The organism is Candidatus Eremiobacterota bacterium, from assembly GCA_031082125.1.
Taxonomy (GTDB): domain Bacteria; phylum Vulcanimicrobiota; class CADAWZ01; order CADAWZ01; family Ess09-12; genus Ess09-12.
This window is the reverse complement of sequence record JAVHLM010000009.1, coordinates 22,537-45,372: the sequence shown is the minus strand read 5'-3', so window position 1 is coordinate 45,372 and position 22,836 is coordinate 22,537. Positions and strand designations below refer to the sequence as shown.

Genomic DNA, 22,836 nt, shown 5'->3' with positions numbered 1-22,836 from the left:
ATGGAGCCATGGAATGCGCAGGGTCACTGAACCGTGGCAGGCGGTCCATGTTTCACCATGTAGTCGATGACCTCATCAAGTATATCGTCAGCATTGCTTTCCGGGATCTGGCACGTGGCCACCTTGAAATGGCCGCCTCCGCCGTACTGTTTCGCAATGTTGCCGACGTCAATGGTGCAGCTCTTGTTGAGAATGCTGTGTCCCATGCATAACACCACAATGTTTTTCGTGAGACCCCAGATCACTCTCATGGAGACATTGCATTCAGGGAAAAGCATGTATTCAATGAAGCGGTTTCCCGCCGGAGTGGTCTTCACCGGGCGTAAATCAATTACCAGGCAGCTGCCATAGAGCTTTGAGCACCCCTTGAGCATGTCAATGTAGTGCTCCTGGTCGGTCCTGTAGCGGCTGATGCGCTCCTGGACATCGGGGTGGGCCAGGATTTCTTCTATGGGAAGGGTGCGGCAGTATTCAATGAGATCCTGCATCAGCTGGTAGTTGCTGATGCGGTAATCCTTGTATTTTCCAAGGCCTGTCCTGGGATCCATGATGAAGGAAAGCAGGATCCACCCGGAAGGATTCTTGATCTCCTCTGAAGTGAGATCTCCCGAATCGCTCTTGTCCACGGCTTCAATCATCTTGGCAAACTTCTTGAATTTCTTTTTCCCGCCGAAATAATCATAGACGATACGGGCACAGCTCTTCTCGGGCCTCGAGGCACCCTTGAAGTCGGCGGCGAAAAGGGAGGTCACATCATCCTCGGAGGAGTGGTGGTCAAACCAGAGGCCGCAGCCGGGCCAGTAAGGGATGTTGGTAAGCACGTCATTCTCGCTTATGGGCACGATCCCGTCCTGGATATCCTTGGGATGGACAAACTTGTAATGGTCAATGACGCCGGCTTCCTTGAGGAGCACGGCGCATATCAGTCCGTCAAAGTCCGAGCGCGTTACAAGCCGCATCGCTATGAGCCCTCTCTGGCGGGCAGGTGAGAGGACAGAGAGAAGCCTGCCCTCATGTCCTGACCTGCATGGCGCAAATATATATATTCACAATTTTCTTCGTAACACCTCTTATTATTTTACCAGAAAAATAATTCTATTCCAATAGATGAAATACCGCGGCCTGCCCCCTTCATCACCGGTGCACTTCAGGAAAAGGTATGCTTCAGGAGGATACAGAATGGAGAATGAGTACGGAGTTTCACCTCACGGCTCTGCCGTTTAAGAAAATTGCCATCAGGAAAGGACAGGGAAAAGAAATGAAGAGAGCTCAAGGGAGAAGGGGCGAGATGAGGGGCATTCTTATTGAGACCGACATTGGTGTCTGCGGACTGGCATGGAGCCCCGCGGGCCTCGTGAGCCTCATGCTCCCCGGGGCAGATCCCCGGGAGGTGGCAGGGGATCTTGCCCGCGCTGCTGCCATTACCTCCCTTCAGGATGCTCCTCAATGGATAAATAGGGCGGTGACAGCGATAAGGACACTTCTTTCAACAGGGAAAACCGATTTCACCGGGATCCCCCTCGATCTTGCCGGAGTGCCCCCATTTCACCGGAAAGTTTATCAGAGACTGAAGAAGGTACCGCCGGGGACGGTCATCACTTACAGTCAGCTTGCCAGGCAGTGCGGTAATCCCCGTGCGGCGAGAGCTGTAGGGCAGGCGATGGCAAAGAACCCCCTTCCCCTGGTGATTCCCTGCCACCGGGTCATATCTTCGGGGAAAAGTCCTGGAGGTTTCTCTGCCTACGGCGGAGTTTTCACCAAGCTGAGCCTCCTGTCCAGAGAGGGCGTGAAGCTCTGAGGAGCGATAGAGTCCTGAAGCCCCCTCTCAGGTCAGTAAACGGGCAGATCGTCATCACGGTAAAGCTCGAGATTGCGGGAGCGCGCGCGCTCCGTATGCTCTTTTAGGCCTGCAAAGAAATCCTGTGTCTTTATGGAAAATCCCCTGAATTTCCCGGAGCCCATCGTGCCTCCTTGTTTCCCCTGCAGGAGCAAGGATCTGAGATCATCATGGTCTTCTCTTCTATGGTGACAAAAATCCTGCTGCCGGCCGACTGAGTGCCCGGCCTTGAGTTCCAGCGTTTTTGGATGTTCTTTATTTCTCCTTGACAAAGGTGGGGATATCTGTTATTATGGTAATCAAGTAAATAAATACCAGAATTCTACAAAGGAGTCTTGATGTCACACATTTTGAGGGTTTCAGAAGCTGCGTCAATTGCATTCCATACCATGGTGCTCATGGCCGCCGACCCTCAGAAGCTTTTCACGGCTCACCAGATTTCTCAGATGCTCGAGGTTTCGGAGAACCATCTCTCCAAGGTGATGCAGCGCCTTGCAAAGGCAGGCCTTGTGAAGGCGGAGCGCGGCCCTTCGGGAGGATACAGGATTGGGAAGGACACCAGGAAGGTCACGCTCCTTCACGTCTATGAAGCCATTGAAGGCCCCATGGACATGTCGGCCTGCCTGCTCTCTGAGAAACGGTCCTGCGGTGACAAGTGTCTCATGGGATCGCTCCTTGTGCAGATTGATGGACTTGTGAGAGATTATTTCGAGAGGACCCACCTGGCGGACCTTGCCGGCCTCTTCCGCGCCAGGATAGAGGAGCATGCGGGGAAGGCCCGTGAGCGTTACTGAGCTTAAGGTTTCTTTAAGATATCAAATAAAATAAAGGAGGTATGTGGTATGTTCTGTTTTCAGTGCGAGCAGACAGCAAAAGGGACGGGGTGCACCGTCCAGGGCGTGTGCGGAAAGGATGAGCAGACGGCCGATCTCATTGATCTCCTCATCCATTCACTCAAGGGGCTCTCGATGTATGCCCACAGAATGCGCTCATTTGGCGTGAGCGACAGGGAGGTGAATGTATTTACCCTTGAGGGAATGTTCTCTACTATTACCAACGTGAACTTCGATCCCCTGAGGCATGAGGCGCTCCTCAGGAAAGCGTCGGCGCTCCGCGACAAGGCCAGGAAGCTTTATCAGGAAGCCTGCAGGAGAGAAGGAAAGACCCCTGAGGCCCTTGGCGGCCCCGCGGAATGGAACCCTGCCGCTGCACTTGAAGGCCTTGTGGAGCAGGGAAAAGAGGTCAGTATTACCAGGAGGATGGAGCAACTCGGCAAGGAGATCTCAAGCCTTCAGGAGCTCCTCACCTACGGTATCAAGGGGCTCTGCGCCTATGCCGATCACGCCCAGATCCTCGGGCAGGAGGACGAAGCCGTCTACGCCTTTGTCCATGAGGCCCTCGATTACCTTGCCAGAAAGGAGCAGGCGCCCGATGCGCTTGTGGGCCTGTGCCTGAGGTGCGGCGAGGTGAACCTCAGGGTCATGGAGCTCCTGGACAAGGCAAACACCGGTGCTTACGGCCACCCCGTGCCTACCAAGGTGAGGGTTGAGCCGCTGAAAGGAAAGGCCATACTGATTTCGGGCCATGATCTCCTCGATCTGGAGGAGCTTCTCAAGCAGACGGAAGGGAAAGGAATCAATGTCTATACCCACGGGGAGATGCTTCCCGCCCATGGGTACCCCGGCCTCAAGAAATACCGCCACCTGGCAGGGAACTATGGGAGCGCCTGGCAGAACCAGCGCGAGGAGTTTGACCGTTTCCCCGGCGCCATTCTGATGACAACCAACTGCATCCAGAAGCCCAAGGATTCCTACAAGGGAAGGATCTTCACCACAGGCCTCGTGGCGTGGCCCGGCGTAACCCACATATCGGACAGGAATTTTGCTCCCGTCATAGAGGCCGCCCTCAAGGCAGAAGGCTTTGCAGAAGACGGACCTGCCGCAGAGATCACCGTGGGCTTCGGGCACAATGCAGTGATGGGCGTGGCAGGCGCAGTGATTGATGCCGTGAAAGCAGGAAAAATCAGGCATTTCTTCCTCATAGGCGGCTGTGACGGCGCAAAGCCGGGGAGGAACTACTTCACGGAGTTCGCTGAGAAGGTACCCAAGGACTCGGTGATACTCACTCTTGCCTGCGGAAAATACCGCTTCAACAAGAAAGACTATGGCGATATCGGCGGCATCCCGAGGCTTCTTGACATCGGGCAGTGCAACGACTCATACTCGGCGGTTCAGATCGCCCTCGCCCTCTCGAAAGCCTTCAACGTGGGGGTCAACGACCTGCCCCTCTCGCTCATCATCTCATGGTATGAGCAGAAGGCCGTCGTGGTGCTCCTTTCCCTTCTCTCGCTCGGGATAAGGAATATAAGGCTCGGGCCCACGCTTCCGGCATTCATTACGCCTGACGGGCTGAAGATGCTTGTGGAGAAGTTCAATATAATGCCCACTACGACTGCCGATGATGATCTCAAGGCCATACTTGGCGCCGGCACGGTAAGCTGAGCCTGGAGGCGACAGGATATCCCGGAAAGCAAGGGAGAAGCGGATTCCGCTTCTCCCTTTGTCATCTCATAATGTCTTCTCGCTCTTGCTCAGTGCTCGCTCACCATGCCGGTGTCGGGCGGATAGACGAAGCCAAGGGGCACGGGCCATTTCATCTGTTTCGTGTCCCCATCAACCATTCCCGCCGTCATGCGGTTCTGGTAACTGGTGATTGACGTATGCTCAGGTTTGTTGTGGATAAGCACGAGGTTGTCAAAGTCATTGGTGCCCATATCATCGAGAGGGACCTTGTGGTGGACCTGGAAACCCGGCGGCACCTTGCCATCACGGAGCATCTGGATATCGCTGTCCTTGAGCCCCGCTTTCCTGAGGCCGGCTTCCTTGGCGGGATCGGCAGCAAGGCTCCTGAGGAACTGCTTGCGCACATGGCCGTCAAATTGCTTACGGAGCTCCTTGTGCTCTGCATCAGGTCTCTTGGTATAGGCAAGGTCTATCATTTTCATCCCCTTGAGGGTGACAGTGCCGCCCCCGTAAGGAAGGGTCACCTCGTCAGCAGCTCTCCCGCCCTCCGCATCGGCAGGGGCAGCGGCTGACTGGGCCGGGGCATTCCGCTGCCTGCTCTGGGCTTCCTCTCCCTGGCGCTGGATGTCGGGGAGGCCTCCGGGATGGCGCAGGCGGTCAATGGTGTCAAGGACCTTGTTGAAAAAAGAGTGGAGCGAGGAGACCTGCGGTGAAGAGGGCTGCTCCACGGGAGGGAGCGCAGCCGCCGCTGCCTGTGAGTCCCTCTCTGCCTGCCGGTTCACCCTTCCCTGCTGTACACCCTGGTAAGGCTGGGCTTCGGACGTTGTCCCCGTGGTTACGCGATCCATGGCGTTCCCCTCCCGGTGCTCCGCACCTTTAATATCCAGTAAAAACTGGTTACATTTTTATGTTGCAGTTTAATTATAGGGCACCTTCCCTCTCCTGTCAAGGCTTCCGGCAGGAAAAGGGTGATGAAAGGGGAATTGAGTGGAGTATCATGAAAACTCTTTACCTTGTCCGGCATGGGGAAACAGAGTGGAACCGATTCGAGGTTTTCAGGGGCAGGGCGGACATTGCCCTTAATGAGCGGGGCCTTGCACAGGCCAATGCAGTTGGCCGCGCTTTGAAAGATGCCCCACTCTATGCAGTAATATCAAGCCCCCTCAAGCGTGCCATCCAGACCGCCAAGCCTCTTGCCGCCCGCCACAGGGTCCCCCTGATACCCGAGGAGGCTTTTAACGATGTGGACTGCGGCGACTGGGAGGGGATGCCCATGGCGGAAGTGGAAAGGCTCTTTCCAGAGGGCTTCCGGTGCTGGATGGAGACTCCCCACAAGTTCAGGATACCGGGCGGCGAATCGCTGGCCATACTCAGGCGTCGCGCTCTCCGGGGACTTAAGCGAGTGCTGGGCGAGGCTGAAGGAGAGGTCCTCTGCGTGGTAAGCCACCGCGTAGTGACCAAGGTGATGGTGCTGGCCCTCCTTGGGCTCTCCAACAGCCATTTCTGGCAGATCCGCCAGGACAATGCCTGTATCAACATCATACAGTTCCCTGAGGATGATGGAGAGGCCGTAGTGGTGAGCCTTAATGATACAGGCCACCTGAAGTCCCTTGAATGCGAGCCTATCGGCAAGGATGCCTGAGGGCAAGGAGCGTGACAACCATGAACCAAGGCAGGTATGAGCTCCTGATCGCCGGCTACCCTCTCTGCTGGTGGACCAGGCGCTTCAAGCTTCCCCTCCATGTGCTCTTCGGCCCTTCCGTTAAGGCCAATGTGAGGGCTTTCAGAAAAGTGTTCCAGGAGCATTATCCCCATGGGAAAATCTGTTTTGCCGCAAAAGCCTGCGCCGCAGTCCTGCCCTTGATCAGGGAGGAGGGCGCGGGGGCCGATGTGGCCTCCTATAACGAGGCCCGCATGGCCCTTGAGGCAGGCATTCCTCCCTCGATGATCGATCTCAACGGCAACTGCAAGGAGGATCGCCTCATCCGAGAGGCCGTTTCAAAGGGGATGCTCATAGTGGCAGACAGCATCGAGGAGTTCCGCACTATCTGCGGCATTGCCTCGTCGCTTGGGAAAAAAACCGACGTGGTAGTGCGTATAAGCGGCTACCCCATAGAGGAAGCCACGGCCCTCGCCGTTTTCACCGCCGGCACATGGACCAAATTCGGTGTCCCCCTCAGGGATATCCCTTCCTTTATAAGTTCCCTGGGAGAGGACCTGCCGGTGAACTTCTGCGGCTTTCACACCCACATAGGATCGCAGATTGCCGACCTGGAGCCTTATATCGCGGTACTGGGAAAAATGGTGGAAATGAGCCATCTCCTGAAAGACCATGGCTTCCCCTGCACTGTCATCAATATAGGGGGAGGCTTTCCTGTCTCCTACCTTGGTGCTGGTGAATGGAACCAGGTCCTCGCTAGGGTGACCGAAGGTTACAGGAAAGCTCTTTCCGGTGACATGAGCAGGATATACGTATGGCACAACAGCCCTGCCGGCTTCATGGGCGAGGCCGACGGAACGGTGAATCTTGACAGGTGGCGCGGCGAGAAGTTCCATACGCCGTACGGGAAAGAGAAAATGCTCGGAGCCATCCTGCAAAGCACCATCGAGGTAAGGGGAAAATCCCTCAGGGCCACCGAGGCCCTGAAAGGGCTGGGAAGGCCTCTCCTCATCATCGAGCCGGGAAGAAGCATCGTCGAGGATGCCGGTGTCACCCTCGCAAAAGTGAGCCTTGTGAAGAGAGTGGCAGGCCATCATAATCTTCTGCTCATCGAGATGGGCGTCCTTGACCATTGTGAGGCCCTCACCGAGCTGATCCTGAGGCGCTGGATGATTGCCGGTGATCACAGGCGCCACGATAAGAGTCCCTTTGAGGCATTCGTGGGAGGAAACCTCTGCTTTTCCGGAGATATGCTGTCGCGGTACAAGGTCTCCTTCCAGAGGGCCCCTGCCAGAGGTGATGTGGTGATTATCAGGGACACGGGGGCATACAACTCCTCGTTCATGGCAGCCAATGCCAACTCGTTCCCCCGGCCAGACAGGGTTCTGGTAAACGCTGACGGAAGTCTCTGCCTGCTGAAAAAGAGGGATACTTACAGGCAGATATTCAGGCTGGTTTCTGAAGCTCCCGACATGGAAGCCTTCAGGGGAGAGGGAGCCCTGCTCAGGGAGTAAGCTTTTCCTGGTTTTTCCGGGGCTTTCTCTCGAGGGACTTCAGGAACTGTCTTGCAAAGCCCTTGATGACCCCCGCTGAGTGGAGGCGCCTGAAAGTGTCCCTGTAGGGTGTCTCCCCTGTAAGGACATCCCATAAAAGGGAATTGAGGACCTTATCACTTTTCCCGAGTTCCTCAAAGGCCGCCTCCATATGTATGCGGTGGAAGAAGGGCACTTTCCATACTATGTCGGCAGCATTGATAAGGAGCCTTCCATAGTGATTGTCTCTGTGAAAAAGCTCCATGCACTGCCGGAAATAAATCTCCCTGAAGGCATCCTCGCTGAATCCCTTTGCCAACATCGTCTTCACGGCCAGCGAGGAGGTGAGGAAAGCGCTCTCAATGCCATTCTTGAGATACCGGCTGAAGCTTGCGTCGCCTATCATCACCACCCTGTCCCTGAAGGGCTTCCTTGCCGAGCTCACGGGAAGGCGGGGGTGGCAGTGACACGATATGTCATATTCGATGTTAAGAAGCCGCTTTAAGAGGGGATGGGACAGGACCTTCACAAGGTTCTCCCTCTTCACGTCTTTCCCTACGGCCGTTGCCGTAAGGTAATGATGCTTGGGTGTGAAGGCCATGTAGTTTATTTTCTCGATGCCGAGGGCGAAAATATGGATCATGTCCATAAGCCTCTTGCTTATATACTCGGGGTCAAGCCTTATTTCTGCCTGGCAGGTCTGCCAGAGAGAGGGGGGCACGTAGCCGAAGCCCATGGCGGCAAATTTGCCCAGCAGGTTGCTGTTCACCCCGAAGGCGCCTATCACCACGTCAAAGGCTTCCATGCCTTCATCCCATTTTACCTCAATTTTTTCAAGACCCCTGCCGGGTGCGGCCACTTCTTTCACTCTTTTCTCCATGAGGCGGGCGCCGAGCGCTATGGCTTTCTCGAGAAGGAACTGGTCAAAGCTCACCACGGGCTTGTCGGGGTCATCTATGAAGGGGCCTGCTCCCCTGTATACAGTGTATATGAGGCTGTCGGCCTCCCTGTCGCTGCTCTCGAGAAAGAGCGATCCCGAGGGTGTGTGGAGAAAATAGCCCAGTATGGTGCGCTGCACTACCTCTGAAAGATCCATCTGAAGGCCTTCCAGCCTGGAAGTAATGGCCCTCCCGAGGACGCCGGCGCACATGTTGCAGCCCCGCGGCCCCTTCTGCTTGAAATCCTTGGAATCAAAAATGGTCACGGAGGGATTTATGCCTTTCAGGCGGCTTTCTGTGAGCATCATTATGGAAAAAAGGCTGCCTGCCGGGCCTGCACCGATAACAGCAATCTTTGTGCTGTCTTTAACGGTGAATTGTCCTGCCATTCATGTACCTCTTTGGCGCTGTTGTCAGAAATCCCCACCGGGCGGAGTCCCCGCGAGGCCTTGATGATATTGTAGCAGAAAGGGCTCCGGCGGGCAACTCTGCGCGGAGAGGCGGCAGGGCAGAGTGAAGGGAGCCTGCGATATGCACAGGCTCCCCGGCTATGATATAAGGTATCGTGTATGATGGCGGGAATTAATTCAGCGAAAGTGCATCAGCTTCTCTCAGCCTTACGGCGCTCTCTTGGAGATATGCAGCCGGTTCCACTGTCACGCTGGCGAGCGGCGGCTTCGCCATAACCACTCCAAGGAAGCTCACAATAAGCCCGCTCTCTTGCAGAATATCAATGCCTGGCTCCTCAGGCTCAGCCATTCCCGGGGTATGCTCTCTTTCCACGGGGAGAACACCTCCTTTCTCCTCAAGTATATCATTCCAGGGCAGCACAGGCTGTGAGATATCATACATATTCCATTGTCTGCTGAAGGCGTTTTTTACTGTCCGGCTGACGGCTGCGGGAGTGCAGGAAGTCGGCCGGTGGAGAAGAAGGAAGTCTTTGTGTCCCCTGTGAATACTCTCACTTGTCATGCCTTGTTCCGAAGCCTGAGACGGGGTGCGACGGAATTGAAAAATTCATGTGAGGGGGTGCGGTAATGGAAGCAGTGAGGGAAAGCGGGAAGGATTTCAACATCCTGGCGATATCGGGGAGTTACAGAAAGGGAAAGACAATTGACACACTTATTGACAGGGCTGTTGAAGGAGCCATGGCTCTCAATGGCTCGGTGAAAGCTGAAAAGGTGCTCCTTATTGAAAAAAAGATAGAATATTGCCGTAACTGCAATGTATGCAGGAATGACGATCCCTGCAAGAGCAGGGCCCGCTGCGCCATTGACGATGATATGCAGGAGCTGTACCCTCTTATTGAGAAAGCCGATGCCTTCATATTTGGCACGCCGGTAAATATGGCCAGTGTAACGGCAGTCATGAAGACCTTTCTTGAGAGGATTGTCTATATCTTTGCCTACCCCGGTGAGAAGCCCGTCAAGGGGTGCCCTGCACCGAGGTCCACAAGAAAGAGGAATGCCATAATCATTGTCAGCTCAGGCTCTGTGCCGCCACTTTTAAGGATGTGGTGCGATCAGGCCACACCCCTCATCAAGGATATCCTGGTAGGAAGCCTCAACGCCCGGGTGATGGGAACCCTCTATGCAGGCGATGTATACAAGAGGGGAGTGGTTTGTTATGAGAAAAAGGCCCGGCGCCTTGGCGAATGGCTTGTGATGTAAATCTCAGAACAGAGAGGCGAGCCAGGCACAGAAGTGGCGGTTATTACAGGATCGTCACGATAAAAATAAAATCGGTAATAGAAATGTTACCGATTTTTTACATTTTTTCCTTTAAAAAGTGCCCCCTTGTCGGTATAGGATGGCATGCCAGGGCAGGGAAAGGAAAAGGTGTAACACTATGATGTGTGTGAAATGCGGCATTACCTATGATGATCCATGCATAAAATTCTGCATCCGCTGCAGGATACCCCTCCCGCGCTTCTCGGCCGATACCGCCGGCAGGCCTGCCACATCGCTCTTTGACGTTACTGACGGCGGCGGCGGCCGGAGGCTTCACTATCCATCCCCCGCCCGTGCATATGATACTGATCTTATAAGGCCCTTGCTTGAGGCAGCCTGGCAGTTTACGAAAGGCGAGGCGGCGCAGGATGCTGTTGTCTCTGCTTTCATGGGCACAAGAGACCGGTTTTCCCTCTTCAGGGAGAAGGAGCTCCCCGCCATACAGGACAGGTTTGAGGTAGCCCTCAGGGAAAACAAGGCCGTCGAATGCTGTCGCCAGATGCTCTACCTGCTGGGGAAAGGCGCGATGCTCTTCGAGGAGGGCCTCTGTGATGTGGAGGGTTTTCTCGGGTGCGGGGAGGGGGAAGCGCTTCTGCGCGGAGTCCTGAAGATGCAGGAGGGGAATGATTATATCGGCCTCGCAGGCGAAGTGATAGAGAGCAATATTGAGGAGATCGAGGGAGTACTGTCGGCACTGCCGATGAGTCACAAGGCAATTGAAGCATAAGACGGAAGCCCATCATCTCACCCCGCCCCTTCCTTCCCCATCCCACCCCTGGTAAATGAGAAATTTTAACAAATAGCAAGAAAAAGTAAGAAATTTAACAAATTAGCAATAATAGTAACAAATATGCAACAAAATTGGCTTATTTCGAAAAAATATTGCCATTTTCGCCTTTATATTAACATGTTGGCAATTTAGAGTTAACTGATTTTTTACAATTTAAACTTTACCATCCCTTTAAAATGGGTGATATATGAAGCAGAAGAGGATAAATGATTGCAAGCACAGGGGAATATGTAAGGAGGTAATCAAAATGAAGGCAGCAGCGGCACTTGGAATAGGGTTGGGGATAGCAGCGCTCATGCAGATGGGAAATATGAGCAACCAGATGCAGGAGAACCGTGAGGATGAAAAAGAGGAGCATGAGGAGCTCAAGCAGATGATGGAGCAGATCCAGCAGCAGCTCAACGGCCTCCAGGGCGGTCAGAACACGTCGTCGAACACCGATCAGGTGACGATGCTCAACGAGATGATGGAGCAGCTCCAATCGATGCAGGGATCAGGAGGTTACCAGGCTCCAGGGTATATGGCTACTGCTTATGCACGGGCTTAAAGGTTATTTCTCTGAATGACCTCTCCTTGTAGGCGCAGAGCGCTTAAGTTTCAAGCCTTCCCGGTCCGGGAGGGCCTCTTTTTTTGTGGAGAGGACTTTTGCGGGAAACTGAGAAACAGAGAGGGAGAGAGAAGCAGCATCGGGGAGGTTTTATGGAACTCTATGAAGTGATGAGCACAAGAAGAAGCATAAGAAAATACAGGCCAGACGCAGTGCCGGAGGAAATCCTTGCAAGGGTCCTCGAGGCGGTGCGCATTGCTCCGAGCGGAAGCAACAGGCAGCCCTGGAAGTTTGTCATCACAAGGGATAAAGCGGTGAGGCAGCAGCTCGTGGCGGCATGCAACAAACAGGCTTTTATCGCTGAAGCACCTCTCCTCATTGTCGCCTGCGGTCTTCCCCTCACTTCGAACAGGGGCGGGTTCATGGGAGAGTTCAGCGTGCTTATCGATGTCTCAATCGCTGTCGATCACCTCACTCTCGCAGCGAGGAATGAGGGTCTCGGTACCTGCTGGATCGGCGCTTTTGACCATAAAGCAGTAAAGGAGATTCTGGGGATCCCTGAAGAGATCAAGGTCGTCGCCCTCATTCCCCTCGGCTATCCCCTCGAGAGTGCTGCCTTCAAGCCTGTAGAGGCGAGAAAGAAGCTTGAAGAGATAACAGCTTGCGAAAAGTGGAGCTGAGAGCAGGCTCTGGATAAAAGTATTCCCGGAGCCCCATGAAGGAAATTCTCCCCGCGTGACAAATTGATTGGGGAGAAACGCACTGCAAGAGACAAGAGATGGAGGAGCATTGAACAAGCTTGAAACTCTGAAGGCTTTTCTGAGAGGTGAGCCTGTAGAGCGCTGCCTTGCGTCGTTCTGGGGACATTTTTACCATGAGGAGCAGCACTGGGAAAAACTGTTGGAAAAGACCGTGATGTTCCAGGAGACTTTTCACTGGGATTTTGTAAAAATAAACCCCAGCTCGATATTTTTTCTTGAGGACTGGGGAAACCGTTACCGCAAATATGATGACAGGCACCAGGATCTTGTTGATTTCAGGGTGAAGCAGGTCCGGGATTTTCTCTCTCTTGAAGAGCCTGGTCCCCGTGAGGGTGTCAGGGGCGATCATCTCAGGCTCATAAAGGGACTTCGGGGCCGTCTCCCCGACACGCCTCTCGTGATGACGCTCTTTAACCCTCTCTCCTATGCCCACAGGCTTTGCGGCGGGCCCGAGGTGCTGAAGCGGTACCTTGGTGATTCGCCTGATACTGTATTTAAGGGTCTTGAGCTTATCTTCAGGTCTGTTGCCGCTTATGCCACCGAGTGCCTCCGCGAAGGGTGCGATGGCTTTTTTTACGCCACCACCGAATGGGGTGACGGTAGCCTTATGGACCGCGAGACTTATGAGAAGTACAGCCGGACATTTGACGTGGAACTTCTCAAAGGCCTGAGGGAAAAGAGCCTGTTCCTGATCCTCCATGTCTGCAAAGGCACCAACAGGCTGAGGGATCTCCTCGATTACCCTGTGGATGCCTTCAGCTGGGACTGGAAGGATCGTTCCAATCCCTCGCCCGGAGAGATAAAAGCGCTCACGGAGAGAATCATCATGGGAGGCATAACGCAGGGTTTGCTTTCCGATGAGGCGAATATGGATATGGTAAGAAAGGAAGTCGGGGAGTTCAAGAGAGAGACATCGGGCCACAGAGCTGTCCTCGCACCGGGCTGCACCTTTCATGCCTATCACGAAGGGATCCTGAAAGATATAAGGGGAAGCTGCCAGTAATATTTTTCCCGATGCGGGCGAAGTGAACCGAGTTATGTCTCTCTACAATGGAGCCAAGGAGGTAAGGGCGTGACGGAAAATGAAGAAAAAATCCTTGTCGTAGATGACGAAGCCGTGGTGCTTGATGTCATCAAGAAGATACTGTCGCCGAGAGGATTCAGGGTTTATACGGCCACCAACGTAGTTGATGCGATAAAGATACTTGAGACCAAGCCTTTCGACATTGTCATCACCGATCTCAAGATGCCGAAGGTGAGCGGCTTCGATCTGATGAGGCACATACGGAGCAATTACCGTGATATTGAAGTGATGGTGATTACAGGCTATCCCTCCATTGAGGGTGCCGTGCAGGCCGTGAAGATAGGAGCAGAGGAATATCTTACCAAGCCCTTTACCGGCGATGAGCTTATCTCCTCGGTAAACCGCCTTGCGGAGCGCCTGAGGGCCCGCCGCGGTGACAGGACAGAGGAGGGGCTTCCCTCCTACGAGAGTTACGGTATGACCGGAAGCTCTGAGAATATGCGGGTTCTCTATGGTGATATTGTCAAAGCCGCCATGGCTATAGAGCCAGTGCTCATTATGGGAGAGCATGGCGCAGGGAAGGAGCTCGTGGCAAGGGTAATCCATTATTCGAGCTCCCAGGCTCCTGCCCCCTTTATTTCGGTGAACTGCAGCACCATCGTCGAGAAGCTTGCCGAAGGCACCCTTGCTTCCTATGTGAGCTGCGCGCTTGCCAGGGCCGCCGAGATAAAGGATGAGGCGTCTGCGCCATTGACACCCCCCTCAACACTCTTTTTCAGGAACATATCAAACCTCACTGCACCTGTACAGGCAATCCTGGTCAGGCTCCTGAAGGAAAAGAAGATTATTACCGAGAGCAATGAAAAAATTGTGAGGCCTCCTTTCCGCATCATAGCTTCAAGCACAAGGGATATTCTGGGCATGGTGAAAAAGAAGCTCTTCAGGGAAGACCTCTATTTCCGAATGAACTTCATGACAATCAATGTTCCGCCCCTCAGGGAGCGTCAGGGCGACGTGGAGCTCCTTGCCGAGCATTTCGCCGCCATCTACTCCAAGCTGATTCACCGGCAGATACCCCGCTTCTCCCAGAATGCCCTTGATATTCTCAAGAGCCATGACTGGCCCGGCAACGTGAGGGACCTTGAGCAGTTCGTGGAGTTTATCGTGGGCAAGAACGACAAGGCAGTGATAGATGTGCCTGAGCTCGTCGCGTACAAGCACACTTTCTCAATGGAAAAAGTGAACCTCAGGATGAGCCTTGATGAGGTGACAGCCCAGTATATCCACAAGGTGCTCATGAGTGTGAAGGGGAACAAGACCAAGGCCGCAGAGATTCTCGGGGTGGACCGCAAGACGCTCAGAAAGAAGCTCGTTGAGCACAACCTGGAGCAGTGAGCTTTAGCGGACGACACCGGTGAAGGAGAGCACGAGAAGCAGTATCCCCAGGACAATCCGGTAATACGTGAAAACCAGGAAGGTTCCTGTTTTCAGGTATTCAAGAAGGAAACGGATCACCCCGTAACCGCTCAGAGCCGCCGCGGCGATTCCCGTGATGAAGAGGGGCCATGAGGAGACCATCTGAGGATGGGAGATTATCTTGAAAAGGGAATAGCAGGCGGCGCCCCCGATCACGGGGAGGGAGATGAGAAAAGAGTAGTTTGCCGCGCTGTCCTTTTTCATGCCCAGGAAAAGCCCGCTCGTCATGGTGATCCCCGAGCGGGACACACCTGGTAAGAGCGCTGCCGCCTGAAATATGCCGACTATCACTGCATCCATTATGGTGAGATTCTCAACGTCCTTCTCCTGGCGCCCCCGGGCCTCGGCAAGGCCGAGCACGATGCCGAATACGATGAGAAATATGGCGATAGAGACGATCCCGCTGAACCTCTCCTCGATATAATCTCCGAAAAGAAACCCCACAAAGCCTGCAGGGACGGAGCTTATGAGGATGAGCCAGGGAAGGCGCAGCTCGGGGTCGCCCGGGATAGCCCTGAGGGAGCTCAGGCTCTTTACGAAATTATCAATAAGGTCTATCACCTGTGTTCTGTAATAATACACAAGCCCGATGAAGGTGCCAAGGTGGAGGGCAATGTCAAAATCCTTGCCAAAGTAGTCCCATCCTGCCACCTTGGGGACAATGAGAAGATGGGCCGAAGAGCTGATGGGGAGAAATTCCGTGAGCCCCTGCACTATTCCCAGGATGACCGCTTCGATGAAGTTCATTGATCCACCTCAATTACTGCGTTGCTGAGATTATATATAATTACATGGTCTGATGACTTTCCCTTCCGGGGAAGAATTATTTTTTAGGATGGAGCCTGAAATAGAGCTCAATGCCCCCGGCGAGGGCTTTTGCGATTCTCCCGCGGTAGTCGGGCGAGTTAAGCTTCGAGGCGTCTCCGGCGTTGCTTATGAAGGCAGTCTCCACGAGAGCTGAGGGCATTGAGCTGTGAGAGAGCACGTAGAAGCGGTTCTTATGGATCTTCCGGTCCCTGTTCTGAAGCTCTTCGAGCATCCTCTGGTGCAGCGCCGCCGCAAGGGGGTTGTCGTGCTCCTTGTACCAGTGTGTCGATATTCCGCGCACCGCCGTATTTGACGAGGCATCGCAGTGAATGCTTATAAAGATATCGGCCTTCATTTCTTTTGCCACCTTGACGCGGGCGCTCAGCTCCTCCAGGTCCGTGGAGCCGTAATAACTGACATCCCTGTCGGTGCTTCTTGTAAGGACCACGTTCCATCCGCGCTCCGCAAGGAGGGCCGAGAGCCTTTTCGCGATGTCCAGCGTCACGGTCTTCTCGCAGAGCCCCAGCGAGGCATTCACGGCACCTGAGTCATAGCCTCCGTGGCCAGGGTCGATGCAGATGATTTTCTTTCCCGGCCTGGGATAGGACGTGACACCGTTCCCGTCCATCACCGCATCGTCAAGGTTGATGAGCTCATGGGAGATGACGAGAGCCACCTGTTTCGTTCCGGGGGAAGGCGGGGCAAACTTGCAGAGATAGTGCTCCTTGAGCTCGATGGCGATCCTCACGACAGGCTCCGGCTTGTCCTGGAACTGGGCAATCCTGATCTCCTCGATAAGGGGGTTGTCGGTTTTGAGGGTCTGCTTTTTCCCCAGGAGCCGGGCCTTGTGGAGGTCAACAAAAAACCTGTTGTCCGGAGGTTTGAAGCGGTGCCACTCGTATTCCACGGGCCCGCTCACGTTCACCAGCACCTTCGACTCTTTTCCCTTGACTTCCATCCTGATGGCCGAGACGGTCTGGAGCGAGAAGCTGGAGCAGACCGAACTGGGGCTTCTGGGGGTGAGCATCACCTCGGCACTGTTCTTTCCCTGCGGGGGATTGAGCCGCACCTCCATCCCTTCGGCCAGGGGGATGACGACCCTGACCCTGTTGGGGTTCACTTCATTCTGGCTGAAAGTTATCTTGCCGATGGCTTCGTGAAAAATCTCTTTCTGGGGCATCTGGAGGAGGCCCTCGGAGAGATGGATATTGACGAGGTCAATGACATAGCGCCTGGGATTTTTCAGGATGAAGGGCGCCTGCCTGAAAGAGGCCGTGCCCGCCATCCTCAGGAAATAATGTTTTTTCCCGGGGGTGACCGTGATTGAAGTAAGGGTGGGATCGAGGTAGTAAAGGCCTTTCTTTTTGTCCCGGGAGAGGAGGCCCCCCGTGAGGAGCGGCACATGCTTGAGGGCCAGAAAGGTTAAGCCTCTTGCGACAAAGGGAGGCGGCGAGAGACGGACCGTCGTGGTACCCGAGGTATATTCAGCTTCCTTCACCGTGGCGATCTCTTCGCTCTTGGGCACACCAGTTCTCTGCACGGTGATAATCCTGTTCTGGCTCTCTGTTTCCAGGCCTGCTGCCAGTGCGGCAAAGAGGGCCTTCACCTCCCTGTCGTCAAGGTTCATATAAATATCGTTATATTTTTTCTGGATCACCACGGGCAGGTGCAGGGGCTTCCCGCAGACCACCAGCTCCAGTGTCCCTTTTTCCAGGCTCAGCGACTTGAGGGCATCATCGAGAGAGCCTGGCAGCAGCTCCTCCTGGAGGGCGCCGCCAGGAGAGGGTGATGAGCCGGCAGGCAAGGCACCTCCGTCAGCCTGGGGCCATGCGGCCATGGAAGAAAAGACAGGAAAAAGGGCCAGGATAAGAAACAATGCCATACGGCACAGGCCGCTCCCTGAACCCCGGTATCCTGGAACCCTTCCTTGCATGGCTTAATAGTTACATGCACTCTCCTTTAATTCCTCCCAAAGCCTGTTAAGCTGTGGAAAAGGAGGAGCGGGAGCGTGGTATCGAGAATTCGACTGGATGGCATTCTCTCATAATTTTTGCCACTCCAGGAGGACTTCAATGAACACGCTCACCAATGAAAAAAAATGCGATGCCGGGGCTGAAGGCCAGGGCGAAAAGCGCCTCCTCTCCATTGATGACCTTTTCCGTATCAAGCTCATCAACTCGCCTGAGATATCCCCATGCGGCGGGAAGATCCTTTTCTCCTACAAGTGGACCGATCTCAAGGAAAACACATACCACTCCAATATCTACCTGGCCGATCTGGGCGACGGAGCGCTGCGCCCCTTCACTTACGGTGAGCACAACGACAGCTACCCCCTCTGGTCGCCCGACGGAAGCCATGTCATTTTCAGGTCTGACAGGGACAAGAAAAAGGGCCTCTGGATGATGCCCGCTCACGGCGGGGAGGCAGTCCCCCTTATGACCGAAAAGGGGAGCCTGGGAGAGTATATATGGAGCAATGACAGCACAAGGGTATTCTATACTTACAGGGAACAGGATTCCCCCGTGCGTCTTACCCATGTGAGCAATGATCCGGACTACAAGCAGAAGGACGAGGACCGCCCCTATAATATAATAGAAGATATACCCTACAAGACCAAGGGTGGAGACATCAAGCCGTCAGGGAAATTTCACCTCTATTCCATCGACATATCCACAAAGGAAATCATAACCCTTACCGAGGGGGACCGCGATGACGGGGGGATGGCCCTCTCGCCCGACGGGAAGACTATGGCCTTTGTCTCTGGCAGGGAGAGCGATCCCATCCATGAATACGAGCGCAATGACCTCTATCTCCTGGATCTCGCCACAATGAAAGCCACGCTCCTTGCGACGCCGTACGGCTCAAAGGCAGGGCTGGAATGGTCAGATGACGGCTCATATATCTATTTCTCGGGGCATATCGGCGAGAAAGGCAAGTGCGGCGTCGAGGATCTCAGGTTGTACAGGGTGCCTTCCGGCGGCGGCGGGACCGAGCTCCTCACGAAAGATTTTGACGGGTACGTAAGCAACATGCTCATCGGCGATACCAGGGAGTTTGACGACCTTGTGCAGCAGCCCCTTTTTATTGACGGCGGTCGCAAAATGATCTTCTGCGCAAGCCGCCAGGGAGGCTGTCATCTTTACGAGGTGCCGTCAGATGGCGGTGTACCTGTGAGGATTGAGCAGGATGCAAAGCATGATGTGTCATACTACTCGATGGACAGAAATAAGGAGAACATGGCAGTCCTGAGGGGCGACATGCTGTCGCCCGGCGAGATCTATCATTACCGCCGCAGCGGGGACCGCTGGGAGATAAAAAGGATCACCTCGTACAACGAGTTTCTCAAGGAGGAGACAAAAGTGACAGAGCCCCGGGAGCTCTGGTTCACCACCAAGGAAGGGGTGAAGCTCCAGGGCTGGCTCCTTACGCCTCCCGGCTTTGACGAAAAGAAGAAATACCCCCTGGTCCACCAGATCCATGGAGGCCCCCACATACTTTACGGGTACACCTTTTTCCACGAGATGCAGCTCATGGCTGCCCGGGGATACTGCGTGCTCTTCATAAATCCCCGGGGGAGCAGGGGATATGGCACGGCTTTCACGGCGGCGGTGGAAGGGTACTGGGGAGGACCTGACACGGTGGACCAGATGGAGTTCCTGGACCATGTGCAGGGCCTGGGGTTCATTGACGAGAGCAACCTCTTTCTCACGGGAGGATCCTACGGGGGCTATATGACCAACTGGCTCGTGACGCAGACAGGCCGGTACTGCGCCGCCGCGTCCCACAGGAGCATAGTCAACCTTGTCTCGACCTTCGGGATGTCCTGCGGCGCCTTCCATTTTGAGCAGGCTTTCGGTGGTGTGCCCTGGAGGGACTATACCCGCATGATGAAGCATTCTCCCCTCTTTCATGTCGAGAAGGTGACAACACCTCTGCTCATCATGCACTCAGAGAATGACAACCTCACCCCTCTCGGGGAAGCTGAACAGTTCTTCGTGGCCCTCAGGTACCTGGGGAAAAAGGTCCGTTTCGTGAGGTTCAGGAACGAGACCCACGAGCTTTCAAGGGGCGGCAGGCCCACCAACAGGAGGGCACGCCTTGAGCTGGTGATGGAATGGTTTGAAGCCCATAGAAAATAGCAAGAGGTGAGCGCCGTGAAGGTTCAGTTTGAATTTTCCCCCCGCAGGCCAGAGACCGTCAATGAGGTCTTTCTTGTAGGCTCATTCAACAGCTGGAACAAGGGCGTGACGCCCATGAAGCCTGACGAGAAAAGACGGCTATGGCGCCACTCGCTGGAAGTCCCTGAAGGCTTTTATCCTTACAAGTTCCTTGTGAACGGCGTGGACTGGCATTATGACTGGAAGGCAAAACGGTTCGAGCAGAATGAGCTTGGAAGCCTCAATTCCCTTGCAATGGTCACCGAGAAGAAGGTTGTCCATGCGACCTTTTCACCCCTTGGCCCCACCTGCAGTGATGAGATCACCATTTACTCGGAAAAGCCGGCGTCGCTCCTCTGGTCCGTCAACGGCTGGCATCCCTGCCCCAGGGGGTATTTGAAAAACACCGTCCCCAACCTTGAGGTGAACGTCCAGCAGATGGAAGAGGACCGCGCCTCGGGGCGCTACAAAACCACCATAGGCCCCTTCAATATGAGGAAGGTGCCTGAGGTGATAGTCTATACCTTCGTCTATCCCGACGGGACCGTTGATGACAACTACGGGAAGAATTACTGGATACCCATCGATCTTGCCCTGGAAGGCGAGTGCAGGATAGACTCCTTTAAAAGCAAGGCCCTCGCCGCCGACAGGCCTTTCAGGGTTTATATGCCCCCTCGCGGCAGGGGAGATCAGAAATTTCCCCTCCTCATCCTGCTCCATGGATACGGCGGATCGCACCTGGCCGACTGGCTCCAGGTTGAGACGGTCAAGATGCTTGCAGAGCGGTACGGCATCATTCTGATATGGGTGGACGGGAACGTATGGGTCTGGGGTGAGACGATCCCCAGCTGGTATATCAACAGCCCCAAGGCGGCAAATGCCCTGATGGAGGATTATATCATCAAGGAGCTGATCCCTTACGCCGAGGCCGCCTATCCGGTGAGCGGCCAGAGGGCGATAGGAGGCATCTCGATGGGAGGCTTCGGCTCCCTTTACCTGGCGACGCGCTACCCCGGTACCTTCAGGGCGGCGGCGAGCTTCTCAGCCATATACAATCTCTACCGCTACCGGAGAATCGATGCCCTCAGGAAGCTTGTCGGCGATGAGAATTCCTGGAAGAAGAACCAGTTCAATGTGATAAAACTTGTTTCAGGTGCCAAGGACACCGATTTTTTCTTTCTGGTGGGCGATGAGGAGCGCGGGGCGCTTCGCGATAACTTCAACCTGAAGCTTGCGATGGACAAGGCGGGTATCAGGAACGAGTTCCGCATATACCCCGGGAACCACACCAATAACTTCTGGCGCATCCACCTCCAGGAGATGATGGAGTTTTTCGCCCGACAACTCGGCTGTGTGCGGACCGAGTGAAAAGTGCCGAAAAAGAGCTCTGCTTGACGCCGTTTTTTTTGCATGCAAAAGGGCAAAAAAAAAATAATTTTGCATGCAGGAAATTTATGGAAAACCTTAAAGTGTTGTCCTTCCCGGCACTTTTTTCATGAAACGGAATGGCTCCATTCCTGGGATTCATGGCGATCAGGCGAGAAGGAGTTCATGGCCGGATAAAAGAATAATATGGGCGAAAGATACAGGGGGCCCATGAAAATGAGCCCTCGATTTCCGAGAGAAGTACAAGGGCGAGTTTCACGCCCCGGGAGGCACACTGGGCCAAAATCCTTCAAACTCTTGACCGGGGTCATGAGGGATAACTCCTATAAATATATGGAGCAGTCTTCCGGGGTTTTTTTATTGTACGGCGAGTACCGGTGCTTTCGGCAGAGGAGGAGGTGCATGTGAAGAGAGAGCTTGTCTTCAGGGCCCTGGCCTTTGCTGAGCGAGCCCACAGGGGGCAGTTCAGGAAGGGCACGGAGCTGCCCTATCTCATCCACCCGCTCAATGCTGCGGCTATTCTCATAGAAGCGGGCTGCGAAGATGAGGTCATTGCCGCAGCGCTCCTCCATGACACACTGGAGGACACAAGAACAACGGCTGCCGACCTTGCAGCGGAATTCGGTCCCGAAGTCACGGCCTTCGTTGAGGCAGTGTCACAGAGCGACAAGAGCAGGTCCTGGGAAGAGAGAAAGGAGAGCACCGTTGCAAGCCTGAGGAGCATGAATGAGAGGTGCCTTCTTGTGGAGATCGCTGACAAGCTTGACAACATAAGAACAATCCACCGTGATTATATCACCCATAAGGAGAGGCTCTGGAATCGCTTCAAGCGTTCCATGGCGGATCAGTGCTGGTATTACCGCGCCCTGCTGGAGATATTCCAGGAAAGGCTTGCATGCACGCCCCATGAGAATCTGCTCCGGGATTTCAGGCAGGAGGTCGAAGCTGTTTTCGGAAGGGAAGAGAAGCCTATTCCTCCTTCTCGGGGTCGGAGAGCGGAAGGCTGAATGAAAAGGAGGCTCCCCTGCCGGGCTCGCTCACCACGTTGATATCGCTCCCGTGAGCTCTCACGATGGCTCGGGCGATATAGAGACCCAGGCCTGCGCCGGTTTTCCTGTCAGACCCCCTCTCCCCGGCGAGGAAGACCCTCTCGAGATCCGAAGGTTCTATCCCTTTCCCTGCATCCTGGACCTCGATCACAGCATTTCCTCCCTCTTTCCGTGCAGCCACGGTGACGGTGCTTTTTCTTGGCGAAGCCTGGATGGCATTTTTGACGAGGTTCATCAGGACTTCCTGGAGCTTCTCGAAATCGCCCTTGATCCAGAGGTTCTCGTCAATGAAATTCTTTATCTCGATCCCCTTGGTTCTGCACTGGGGCTGGATGATCTCCAGAACATGGTCTATGAGGCTCCTGAGATGATAAGTCTTCATGTCGTACAGCAGGTCACCCCTGTTTATTTTCGTTGCGTTCACCAGGTTGTTCACCTGTATCTGCAGGGAATGAGCAGCAAGAAGGATCTCATCCAGGATGTCATGGTCGTCGTGAGAGAGGTTGAGGGAATCCCTGAGCATCGAGGAGTAGGTGATGATGAGGCCGACGGGAGCCTTGAGGTCATGGGAGACGATTGAGAGAAAAGGGTCGTTCACCGGTGTTTCATTCTGCATGGAG

General features: G+C 54.5%; 22 protein-coding genes. 14 read left to right on the top strand and 8 right to left on the bottom strand.

Features of this window, described 5'->3' with window-relative positions:
* Nucleotides 1-23 precede the first annotated feature (23 nt).
* On the bottom strand, nucleotides 24-959 hold the full coding sequence (locus tag RDV48_12065) for an exopolyphosphatase (GenBank protein MDQ7823524.1): 936 nt from the start codon (nucleotides 957-959) through the stop codon (nucleotides 24-26).
* Nucleotides 960-1,258: 299 nt separating this feature from the next.
* Here RDV48_12065 and RDV48_12060 point away from each other — a divergent pair, with 299 nt between their 5' ends.
* Nucleotides 1,259-1,798: a methylated-DNA--[protein]-cysteine S-methyltransferase gene (locus RDV48_12060; GenBank protein MDQ7823523.1), complete on the top strand. Its 540-nt coding sequence runs from the start codon at nucleotides 1,259-1,261 to the stop codon at nucleotides 1,796-1,798.
* A gap of 32 nt (nucleotides 1,799-1,830) precedes the next feature.
* On the opposite strand, the gene RDV48_12055 is transcribed toward RDV48_12060, so the two are convergent.
* Complete coding sequence (locus RDV48_12055) at nucleotides 1,831-1,962, bottom strand: hypothetical protein (GenBank protein ID MDQ7823522.1); 132 nt, start codon at nucleotides 1,960-1,962, stop codon at nucleotides 1,831-1,833.
* A gap of 213 nt (nucleotides 1,963-2,175) precedes the next feature.
* Between RDV48_12055 and RDV48_12050 the strand changes: the two genes are divergently transcribed.
* Together RDV48_12050 and hcp are read left to right on the top strand one after the other, a co-directional pair.
* Entirely contained in the window at nucleotides 2,176-2,631 is a 456-nt protein-coding gene (locus RDV48_12050) for an Rrf2 family transcriptional regulator (protein MDQ7823521.1), read from the top strand.
* Between the two features lie 48 nt (nucleotides 2,632-2,679).
* A complete protein-coding gene (hcp, locus tag RDV48_12045; GenBank protein ID MDQ7823520.1) occupies nucleotides 2,680-4,338 on the top strand; it encodes a hydroxylamine reductase in 1,659 nt (552 codons plus the stop codon).
* Nucleotides 4,339-4,427: 89 nt separating this feature from the next.
* On the opposite strand, the gene RDV48_12040 is transcribed toward hcp, so the two are convergent.
* Nucleotides 4,428-5,207, bottom strand: coding sequence for an HNH endonuclease signature motif containing protein (locus tag RDV48_12040; GenBank protein MDQ7823519.1), 780 nt, complete (start codon nucleotides 5,205-5,207; stop codon nucleotides 4,428-4,430).
* 149 nt (nucleotides 5,208-5,356) lie between these two features.
* On the opposite strand from RDV48_12040, the gene RDV48_12035 reads away from it, so the two are divergent.
* Together RDV48_12035 and RDV48_12030 are read left to right on the top strand one after the other, a co-directional pair.
* Entirely contained in the window at nucleotides 5,357-6,001 is a 645-nt protein-coding gene (locus RDV48_12035) for a histidine phosphatase family protein (GenBank protein MDQ7823518.1), read from the top strand.
* Nucleotides 6,002-6,021: 20 nt separating this feature from the next.
* A complete protein-coding gene (locus RDV48_12030) occupies nucleotides 6,022-7,533 on the top strand; it encodes a decarboxylase (protein MDQ7823517.1) in 1,512 nt (503 codons plus the stop codon).
* Here the strand turns inward: RDV48_12030 and RDV48_12025 are convergent.
* Together RDV48_12025 and RDV48_12020 are read right to left on the bottom strand one after the other, a co-directional pair.
* Nucleotides 7,523-8,878 carry a hypothetical protein gene (locus RDV48_12025; protein ID MDQ7823516.1) on the bottom strand — a complete coding sequence of 452 codons (1,356 nt, stop codon included), beginning with the start codon at nucleotides 8,876-8,878 and terminating at the stop codon, nucleotides 7,523-7,525. The two genes, RDV48_12030 and RDV48_12025, sit on opposite strands and share 11 nt — an antisense overlap.
* A 193-nt stretch (nucleotides 8,879-9,071) precedes the next feature.
* Nucleotides 9,072-9,341 carry a hypothetical protein gene (locus tag RDV48_12020; protein MDQ7823515.1) on the bottom strand — a complete coding sequence of 90 codons (270 nt, stop codon included), beginning with the start codon at nucleotides 9,339-9,341 and terminating at the stop codon, nucleotides 9,072-9,074.
* Between the two features lie 185 nt (nucleotides 9,342-9,526).
* On the opposite strand from RDV48_12020, the gene RDV48_12015 reads away from it, so the two are divergent.
* The 6 genes from RDV48_12015 (at nucleotide 9,527) to RDV48_11990 (ending at nucleotide 14,736) form a co-directional block, all read left to right on the top strand.
* Complete coding sequence (locus RDV48_12015; GenBank protein ID MDQ7823514.1) at nucleotides 9,527-10,159, top strand: flavodoxin family protein; 633 nt, start codon at nucleotides 9,527-9,529, stop codon at nucleotides 10,157-10,159.
* A gap of 178 nt (nucleotides 10,160-10,337) precedes the next feature.
* The gene (locus tag RDV48_12010) at nucleotides 10,338-10,946 is read left to right on the top strand and encodes a hypothetical protein (GenBank protein MDQ7823513.1); all 609 of its coding nucleotides are present in this window, start codon (nucleotides 10,338-10,340) and stop codon (nucleotides 10,944-10,946) included.
* Between the two features lie 310 nt (nucleotides 10,947-11,256).
* Nucleotides 11,257-11,556, top strand: a complete 300-nt coding sequence (locus RDV48_12005) for a hypothetical protein (GenBank protein MDQ7823512.1) — start codon at nucleotides 11,257-11,259, stop codon at nucleotides 11,554-11,556.
* A gap of 152 nt (nucleotides 11,557-11,708) precedes the next feature.
* Nucleotides 11,709-12,236, top strand: coding sequence for a nitroreductase family protein (locus RDV48_12000; protein ID MDQ7823511.1), 528 nt, complete (start codon nucleotides 11,709-11,711; stop codon nucleotides 12,234-12,236).
* A 109-nt stretch (nucleotides 12,237-12,345) separates the two neighbouring features.
* The gene (locus tag RDV48_11995) at nucleotides 12,346-13,320 is read left to right on the top strand and encodes a uroporphyrinogen decarboxylase family protein (GenBank protein ID MDQ7823510.1); all 975 of its coding nucleotides are present in this window, start codon (nucleotides 12,346-12,348) and stop codon (nucleotides 13,318-13,320) included.
* 69 nt (nucleotides 13,321-13,389) lie between these two features.
* The gene (locus tag RDV48_11990; GenBank protein MDQ7823509.1) at nucleotides 13,390-14,736 is read left to right on the top strand and encodes a sigma-54 dependent transcriptional regulator; all 1,347 of its coding nucleotides are present in this window, start codon (nucleotides 13,390-13,392) and stop codon (nucleotides 14,734-14,736) included.
* A gap of 3 nt (nucleotides 14,737-14,739) precedes the next feature.
* Here RDV48_11990 and uppP read toward each other — a convergent pair whose 3' ends face one another.
* Nucleotides 14,740-15,564, bottom strand: coding sequence for an undecaprenyl-diphosphatase UppP (gene uppP / locus RDV48_11985; GenBank protein MDQ7823508.1), 825 nt, complete (start codon nucleotides 15,562-15,564; stop codon nucleotides 14,740-14,742).
* 76 nt (nucleotides 15,565-15,640) lie between these two features.
* The gene (locus tag RDV48_11980) at nucleotides 15,641-17,506 is read right to left on the bottom strand and encodes an N-acetylmuramoyl-L-alanine amidase (protein MDQ7823507.1); all 1,866 of its coding nucleotides are present in this window, start codon (nucleotides 17,504-17,506) and stop codon (nucleotides 15,641-15,643) included.
* A 190-nt stretch (nucleotides 17,507-17,696) separates the two neighbouring features.
* On the opposite strand from RDV48_11980, the gene RDV48_11975 reads away from it, so the two are divergent.
* The 3 genes from RDV48_11975 to RDV48_11965 all read left to right on the top strand — a co-directional run bounded on the left by RDV48_11975 (nucleotide 17,697) and on the right by RDV48_11965 (nucleotide 22,174).
* Nucleotides 17,697-19,763: a S9 family peptidase gene (locus tag RDV48_11975; protein MDQ7823506.1), complete on the top strand. Its 2,067-nt coding sequence runs from the start codon at nucleotides 17,697-17,699 to the stop codon at nucleotides 19,761-19,763.
* Nucleotides 19,764-19,778: 15 nt separating this feature from the next.
* On the top strand, nucleotides 19,779-21,149 hold the full coding sequence (locus RDV48_11970; protein ID MDQ7823505.1) for an alpha/beta hydrolase-fold protein: 1,371 nt from the start codon (nucleotides 19,779-19,781) through the stop codon (nucleotides 21,147-21,149).
* 422 nt (nucleotides 21,150-21,571) lie between these two features.
* Nucleotides 21,572-22,174: an HD domain-containing protein gene (locus RDV48_11965; protein MDQ7823504.1), complete on the top strand. Its 603-nt coding sequence runs from the start codon at nucleotides 21,572-21,574 to the stop codon at nucleotides 22,172-22,174.
* On the opposite strand, the gene RDV48_11960 is transcribed toward RDV48_11965, so the two are convergent.
* Entirely contained in the window at nucleotides 22,137-22,832 is a 696-nt protein-coding gene (locus RDV48_11960; GenBank protein MDQ7823503.1) for a HAMP domain-containing sensor histidine kinase, read from the bottom strand. The two genes, RDV48_11965 and RDV48_11960, sit on opposite strands and share 38 nt — an antisense overlap.
* Nucleotides 22,833-22,836 lie beyond the last annotated feature (4 nt).